Raw genomic sequence first — 959 nt, forward strand, 5'->3', positions numbered from 1 at the left:
GTTCCCATGCCGAACACGGAAGTTAAGCGTCTCAGCGCCGAAAGTAGTTGGGGGATCTCCCCCTGTGAGGATAGGACGTTGCCAGGCAAACGGTGGTTCTGGAGCATTCGCTCAAGGGCCGCCGTTTTTTCATATCATCGATTCAGCTTAGTGGAAGAGAGGACGTAAGAAGCAATGGCTAAGAAAATCAAAGTATATGTCGAACCAAATGAAACGGTCAGTGAATGTTTAGATCGAATCAATGAAATGGGTTATCGTCCTATACGCCGTATTGAAAAGCCCGTCTTTGAGCAAACGGGAGCCAAAGATGAACCTGTCCATTCCCATCAATCGATTTTATTTGAATGCGTCTCTAAAGAATCCTAATGCCAAGTCGTCACACTATCTGTGTGACGGCTTTTTTATGTCTTTAACTAAATCAGGCGAGAATTCTCCCTCCTCTAAGCGCCTCGGGCCGTAGCCCGCGTAGGTGGGGGATGAATCGCCCAATCCAATAGTCTTCTCCTCCTGTGACAGATGTGACGAACAAAGGTTCGGGATTCCGTCAGATTCTTCCTCTCCCTCCGCGGGTATCGGATGAGGAGGACACATCACGATCTTCGTAGGGGAGGAGGGACGAACATGCTGAAAGGCTATAAATATAGGCTCCACCCACGCCGGCACAGGAAGAGTTCCTCATCAAGACGATCGGCTGCGCCCGGTTCATCTACAATAAGCTGCTCGAGGACCGCATCGCCATCCGCGAGGAGGCGAAGGCGGGGAACGGGACGAGACGGAAACCGGCGACACCCGCCTCCTACAAGCCCCTGTTCCCGTTTCTCGCCGAGGCGGACAGCCTCGCGCTCGCGAACGCGAAGCTGAACCTCGACGCCGCGTTCGCGAAGTTCTTCGCCGGGACGGGCGGCTTCCCGGCCTTCAAATCGAGACGGCGGTCGCGCGCCTCCTACACGACGAACAAC

The 959-nt window shown here is 54.1% G+C and carries 2 protein-coding genes and 1 rRNA gene; all 3 read left to right on the forward strand.

The window, feature by feature from the left end:
* Positions 1-87, forward strand: a 5S ribosomal RNA gene (gene rrf, locus KNO73_RS14800); the annotation flags it as partial.
* Positions 88-174: 87 nt separating this feature from the next.
* The gene (locus KNO73_RS14805; protein ID WP_015880702.1) at positions 175-366 is read left to right on the forward strand and encodes an NETI motif-containing protein; all 192 of its coding nucleotides are present in this window, start codon (positions 175-177) and stop codon (positions 364-366) included.
* A gap of 320 nt (positions 367-686) precedes the next feature.
* Positions 687-959, forward strand: a 273-nt coding sequence (locus KNO73_RS14810) for a helix-turn-helix domain-containing protein (protein WP_353048435.1), incomplete at its 3' end; no start/stop codon positions are given.

This window comes from Exiguobacterium sp. s83 (assembly GCF_018617095.1).
Taxonomy (GTDB): domain Bacteria; phylum Bacillota; class Bacilli; order Exiguobacteriales; family Exiguobacteriaceae; genus Exiguobacterium; species Exiguobacterium profundum.